Origin of the sequence: Arthrobacter sp. 3Tela_A, assembly GCF_049311025.1 — a bacterium.
GTDB lineage: Bacteria > Actinomycetota > Actinomycetes > Actinomycetales > Micrococcaceae > Arthrobacter_B.
The window spans coordinates 1-5,460 of record NZ_JAXIOM010000097.1 but is presented as its reverse complement, the minus strand read 5'-3'; the positions used below and the strand labels follow the sequence as shown (position 1 = coordinate 5,460).

General features: G+C 67.0%; 3 protein-coding genes and 1 pseudogene. All 4 read left to right on the top strand.

Going from position 1 to position 5,460, the window contains the following annotated elements; all coding sequences use genetic code 11:
- The first annotated feature begins 125 nt into the window (after window positions 1–125).
- Complete coding sequence (locus TVC13_RS17770) at window positions 126–1,472, top strand: sensor histidine kinase (RefSeq protein ID WP_422402459.1); 1,347 nt, start codon at window positions 126–128, stop codon at window positions 1,470–1,472.
- A 51-nt stretch (window positions 1,473–1,523) separates the two neighbouring features.
- Window positions 1,524–2,183 carry a response regulator transcription factor gene (locus tag TVC13_RS17765; protein ID WP_422402458.1) on the top strand — a complete coding sequence of 220 codons (660 nt, stop codon included), beginning with the start codon at window positions 1,524–1,526 and terminating at the stop codon, window positions 2,181–2,183.
- Window positions 2,184–2,261: 78 nt separating this feature from the next.
- Complete coding sequence (locus tag TVC13_RS17760; protein ID WP_422402457.1) at window positions 2,262–5,072, top strand: FAD-binding and (Fe-S)-binding domain-containing protein; 2,811 nt, start codon at window positions 2,262–2,264, stop codon at window positions 5,070–5,072.
- Window positions 5,073–5,202: 130 nt separating this feature from the next.
- Window positions 5,203–5,460, top strand: a pseudogene (locus TVC13_RS17755) (hypothetical protein); the annotation flags it as partial.

Here is a 5,460-nt window from a genome sequence, read left to right as displayed (position 1 = left end):
CCCCGCCTGGCAGACGCAGCGCCCCGCCTGACACCCACCTGACACCCACCCCGAGACCCATCCCCCGCTCAAGAACGGGGGAAAACCCCATGGTCCCGGCACCCCTCGAGTAGCAAGCTGGATCCATGACCAACACCTATCTCCCCGAACCCGGTGCCGTTCCGGAGCCGGCCGTCGCTGCCGCGTCCCCCCAGGACAGACAGATCCGCCGGCCCGCATTCTTCCGCAGCGCCACCTGGCGTGCTTTCGGCTACCACGCAGTGACCCTCCTGCTGGCTCCCCTGGCGTTCACATACGCGGTCACCACGGTGTCCCTCGGAGCCTCGCTGCTGGTGACGGTAGTGGGGCTGGTCATTGTTGCCGCCATGGTCGTGGCAGCCAGGTACTGGGGCACCGTCAACCGCGGCCTGACCGCATCCCTCCTGGGCCGAAGCATCCCGGCACCGGTTCCCTTCGTTTCCCGGCCGGGATTCTTTGGTTTCCTGCGCTCCGGGCTGGCCGACACGGCCGGCTGGCGGGCCATTGCACACATGGTGATTAGCTTTGTGACCTCCGTGACCGCAGCCGTTCTCAGCATCACCTTCCTGGTCACAGGGCTCGGCTGCATGACCCACTGGTACTGGTCACAGTGGCTCCCGCCGATGCAGGCCTCCGACGGCAGCTGGCACCGGGGCAGCATGATCGCCCCGGATGTGTTCTTAGACGGCTTCTGGTGGCAGCTTGCCTACATCGGAGTCGGTATCCTCCTGACCTTCGTGCTCTGGCCTGCCATCAACAACGGCGCAGCGAAGCTCCAGGCGCTTCTCGCCACTGGACTGCTCGGCCCCACGGCCGCCCAGCTGCGGGTAAAGGACCTCGAGGCAAGCCGCAGCAGCTCGGTCAACACCGCCGACGCGCGGCTGGTCCGGATTGAACGCGACCTGCATGACGGCACCCAGGCCCAGCTGGTTGCCATCGCCATGAAACTCGGTGATGCAAGGGACCGGCTCTCCGCCGGAGAAGCGAACGAGGACCTGCAGCGCCTCCTGGACAGCGCCCACGGCACAGCCAAGGACGCCCTGGCAGACCTGCGCGGCATCGCCCGAGGCATCCGCCCGGCAGTCCTGAACGACGGACTCGATGCGGCCCTGGAATCGCTCGCCGCAACCGCGCCGCTGCCCGTGGAACTCGATTACCAGCTTGGATTACGGCCCGCTCCGGCTGTTGAGGCGATTGCCTACTTCTGCGCGGCGGAGCTGCTCAACAACGCCGTGAAGCACTCCCGCGGCACGGGCGCCCGAATTTCGGTCTCAGGTGAAGAACACCGGCTGTTCCTCACCGTCACCGACAACGGCGCCGGCGGTGCCGATCCTGCAGCCGGCACGGGCCTGGCCGGCCTGGCTGAGCGGATCCGCACCGTGGACGGCACGCTTTCCATTTCCTCCCCCGCCGGCGGTCCCACATCGGTGACGGTCAGCCTTCCGCTTGGCTAGGGCACAGTGGCAGCGTTTCCGCCGGACGGTTCAGTACGGCAGGCTTCCAGTATGAAGATTGCGATTGCCGAGGACTCCGCCCTGCTGCGTGCCGGGCTGGTGGAACTCCTGGCCGGTCGTGGCCACGAGGTGGTGGCTGCCGCCGGGGACGCGGAAGAGCTGTTCGCCGCACTGGAAACCGCACAGCCCGACGTCGTCATCCTGGACAACCGGATGCCGCCCACCCATACCAGCGAGGGCATCCGGGCGGCGCTGGCCCTGAGGGAAACCCGGCCGGAGATCGGCGTCCTGCTGCTGTCCCAGTATGTGGAGACCCGCTACGCCACCCGGCTCTTTGCCGGCCAGCCAAGCGGCACCGGATACCTGCTCAAGGACCGGGTGGCAGATGTGCGCAGTTTCCTGGACGCGCTCGAGCGCATCCAGGCCGGGGAGACTGTGCTGGATCCCGAGGTCGTGCGGCAGCTGATGGGTGCTGGCAACACTGCGGGCCTGGGATCGCTGACCCCGCGGGAGACGGATGTCCTGGACCTGATGGCGCAGGGACGGACAAATGCAGGTATTTGTGCTGAACTGTTCCTCTCCGCCGGCGCGGTGGAGAAGCACATCACCTCGATTTTCAGCAAGCTGGACCTAGCACCCGCGGCCGGCGACCATCGTCGGGTCCTGGCCGTACTGCAATACCTCCAGGCCGCCTCGCCGGGTGTGGCCTGACCATTTCCCTGAAACCGGAATTCCGGAATAGATTTGAGTCGGGATAAAAGTCCCGCAGACGTCATGGATCAGGATCGTATGTCAGCCACAGCGCAGAATTTTGCCCCCGCAACCGCGTCCCTCGAGGGTGAGGGGATCAGCACCCGGGAGATCGACCGCCGGAAAATGGCGCACGATGCTTCCCACTACCTGCTCATTCCGCAGGCAGTGGCCACGCCCACGAACACGGCCGAGGTGGCGGAGCTGATGCGCCGCAGCCGCGAACTCGGCATCCCCGCCACGTTCCGCTCCGGGGGCACGTCACTCTCCGGCCAGGCCGTCAGCGACAGCCTCCTGATTGATACCCGCCACCACTTCCGGGACATTGAAGTGCTCGACGGCGGTGCCCGGGTCCGGGTTGCCCCAGGCGCCACGGTGCGGTCGGTCAACTCCCGGCTGGCAGCCTTCGGGCGGAAACTGGGCCCTGACCCGGCCAGCGAAATAGCCTGCACCATCGGCGGCGTCGTGGCCAACAACTCCTCCGGCATGGCCTGCGGCACTGAATTCAACACCTACCGGACCCTCGAATCCATGGTCCTGGTCCTGGCCAGCGGCACCGTCCTGGACACTGGGGCGCCCGACGCCGAGGAAAAGCTCCGCGCCCTGGAACCGGAACTGTTCGAAGGACTTCTGCGCCTGCGCGGACGGATCGTGGCGAACCCGGACTCCGTGGCCACCATTACCCGCCTGTTCTCGATGAAGAACACCATGGGCTATGGCCTGAACTCCTTCCTGGACTTCGAGAACCCGGCAGAGATTCTGGCCCACCTGATGATCGGCAGTGAAGGCACGCTGGGCTTCGTGGCAGAGGCGACCTTCCGCACCATCCCGGCGCTGCCCAAGGTCGCCACCGGCCTGATGTTCTTTGACACGCTCGACGCCGCCGCCACCGCTCTGCCCGAGCTCACCGCCTCCGGACTGGCCACCGTTGAACTGATGGATGCCACCTCCCTGCGGGTGGCCCGGCTGGCAGCAGATGCGCCGCTGGAACTGCGGAACCTGGAAGTCCAGTCCCACGCCGCGCTGCTGGTGGAGCACCAGGCCGCTACCGCCGAGGAGCTCGAAGCCAAGCGGGAGGCATCCCAGCCGCTGTTCGAATCCCTGCGGCTCGCCGCTCCGTTCGCCATGACCACCAACGCCAAGGACCGGGCCGGCATGTGGCATATGCGCAAGGGCCTGTACACCACGGTGGCCGGCGCCCGCCCGTCCGGCACCAACGCACTGCTGGAAGACATCGTGGTGCCGGTGCCGTCGCTGGCCCGCACCTGCGCCGAACTGGCCACACTGTTCACGGCACACCACTACCGGGACTCGGTGATCTTTGGGCATGCCAAGGACGGCAACATCCACTTCATGCTCAATGAGAACTTCAACGACCCGGCGGAGCTGGCCCGCTATGAGGCGTTCACCGAGGAAATGGTGGATCTGGTCCTGGGTGAGGGCGGCTCGCTGAAGGCCGAGCACGGCACCGGCCGGATCATGGCGCCCTACGTCCGCCGCCAGTACGGCGATGAGCTGTACGAGGTCATGTGCGAGGTGAAGCGGCTGATCGACCCGGCCAACCTCCTGAATCCGGGTGTGCTGATCAATGACGACCCGCGTTCCTACGTGCAGAACCTCAAGGTTGCCCCCACGGTGGAGAAGGAAGTGGACCGCTGCGTGGAGTGCGGCTACTGCGAACCCGTATGCCCCAGCAAGGACCTCACCACCACCCCGCGCCAGCGCATTGTCCTCCGCCGCGAAATCGCAGACGCCGAGGCCCGCGGGGATTCAGTCCTTGCCGCCACGCTGCGTGCTGACTATGACTACGACGGCGTGCAGACCTGCGCCGTGGACGGCATGTGCGGGACGGCCTGCCCCGTGCTGATCAACACCGGCGACCTGGTCCGCCGGCTCCGGGCCGAAAACGCCAACAAGGCGGCCGACGCCGGCTGGAAGGCCGCTGCCGGGCGCTGGGGCACCATGACCTCAGTCGGCGGCAAGGCGCTGACCTTCGCCAAGGCCGTGCCCTCTCCCCTGCCCAAGCTGGCCACCGCCGTCGGGCGCGCTCTCCTGGGCGCGGACAATGTCCAGTCCTACGACACCGTGCTGCCGGGCGGCGGAACCCGCCGCACCGCGCACGAGGATGCCGATCCGGTGGCAGTATTCTTCCCCGCCTGCATCGGCACCATGTTTGGACCGGCCGGCGGCGGTGAAGGATCCGCACCGGCGTTTATGGAACTGTGCGGACGGGCCGGTGTTGGCGTCCGCATCCCCAAGGGGATCGAGAACCTGTGCTGCGGCACGCCCTGGAAGTCCAAGGGCTTCACTTCCGGCTACCAGGACATGACCGAAAAGGTGCTTGCCAACCTGTGGGTGGCCACCAACGGCGGCGAACTCCCCGTGGTCTGTGATGCCGCCTCCTGCACCGAAGGCCTGGACACCATGAAGCGGCTGGCCGGGGAAAGCCCCGTCTATCCCGGCCTGCGGTTTGTCGACTCGGTGGACTTTGTCCGCGAAACGGTCCTCCCCCGGCTGGAGGTGACCCGGAAACTGGGGTCGCTGGCACTGCATCCCACCTGCTCTTCCACCCAGCTTGGCGCCAACGATGCCCTCACCGAGATCGCCGCAGCGGTCAGCGCCGAGGTCTTTGTGCCCCCGAGCTGGGGCTGCTGCGCCTTCGCCGGCGACCGCGGACTGCTCCATCCCGAGCTGACGGTCTCGGCAACGCAGAAGCAGGCAGAGGAAGTCAACGCCCGGGTCTTCGACGGATATGCCTCAGTGAACCGCACCTGCGAGCTCGGTATGAGCAAGGCGACCGGCCACGACTACCGCCACATCCTGGAGTACCTCGCCGAAGCTACGCGCTGAGCAAGGGGTCCCGCGGCAGCTGACCTTTGGGAGCTGCGGGACCCGTTAAGGCTGGTTCGACTAACACGGCAGTCCGGGAGCAAAATCGAAGGAGCGAGCAGATTCTGCATCCTCCGGAGGATGAGCTTCCATGAGCAAGCCAAGAAACGCTGCGGCCCTGGCCGGTGCACTCGCGGTCGTGCTGGGCTTTACTGCCACTTCCGTGCTGACCGGGTGCGGGGCCGGCGACCCCGGCCCTTACCGGACCGTTGTTCCGGCGCCCTCACCAATGGTGAGCGTTCCCGCCGACGTGCACGCGGAACCACCGACGCCGGGCCAGGACTACGTTGCCGTCCCCGCCCCCGTTGCGGCCCCCGTAACCCCCACTCCCGATCCAGAGGCGGTTCCG

What these genes read in the sequence shown, in the direction of transcription:
- TVC13_RS17770 (WP_422402459.1), top strand. Translation starts at nt 126, where the DNA reads ATGACCAACACCTATCTCCCCGAACCCGGTGCCGTTCCGGAGCCGGCC.
- TVC13_RS17765 (WP_422402458.1), top strand. Translation starts at nt 1,524, where the DNA reads ATGAAGATTGCGATTGCCGAGGACTCCGCCCTGCTGCGTGCCGGGCTG.
- TVC13_RS17760 (WP_422402457.1), top strand. Translation starts at nt 2,262, where the DNA reads ATGTCAGCCACAGCGCAGAATTTTGCCCCCGCAACCGCGTCCCTCGAG.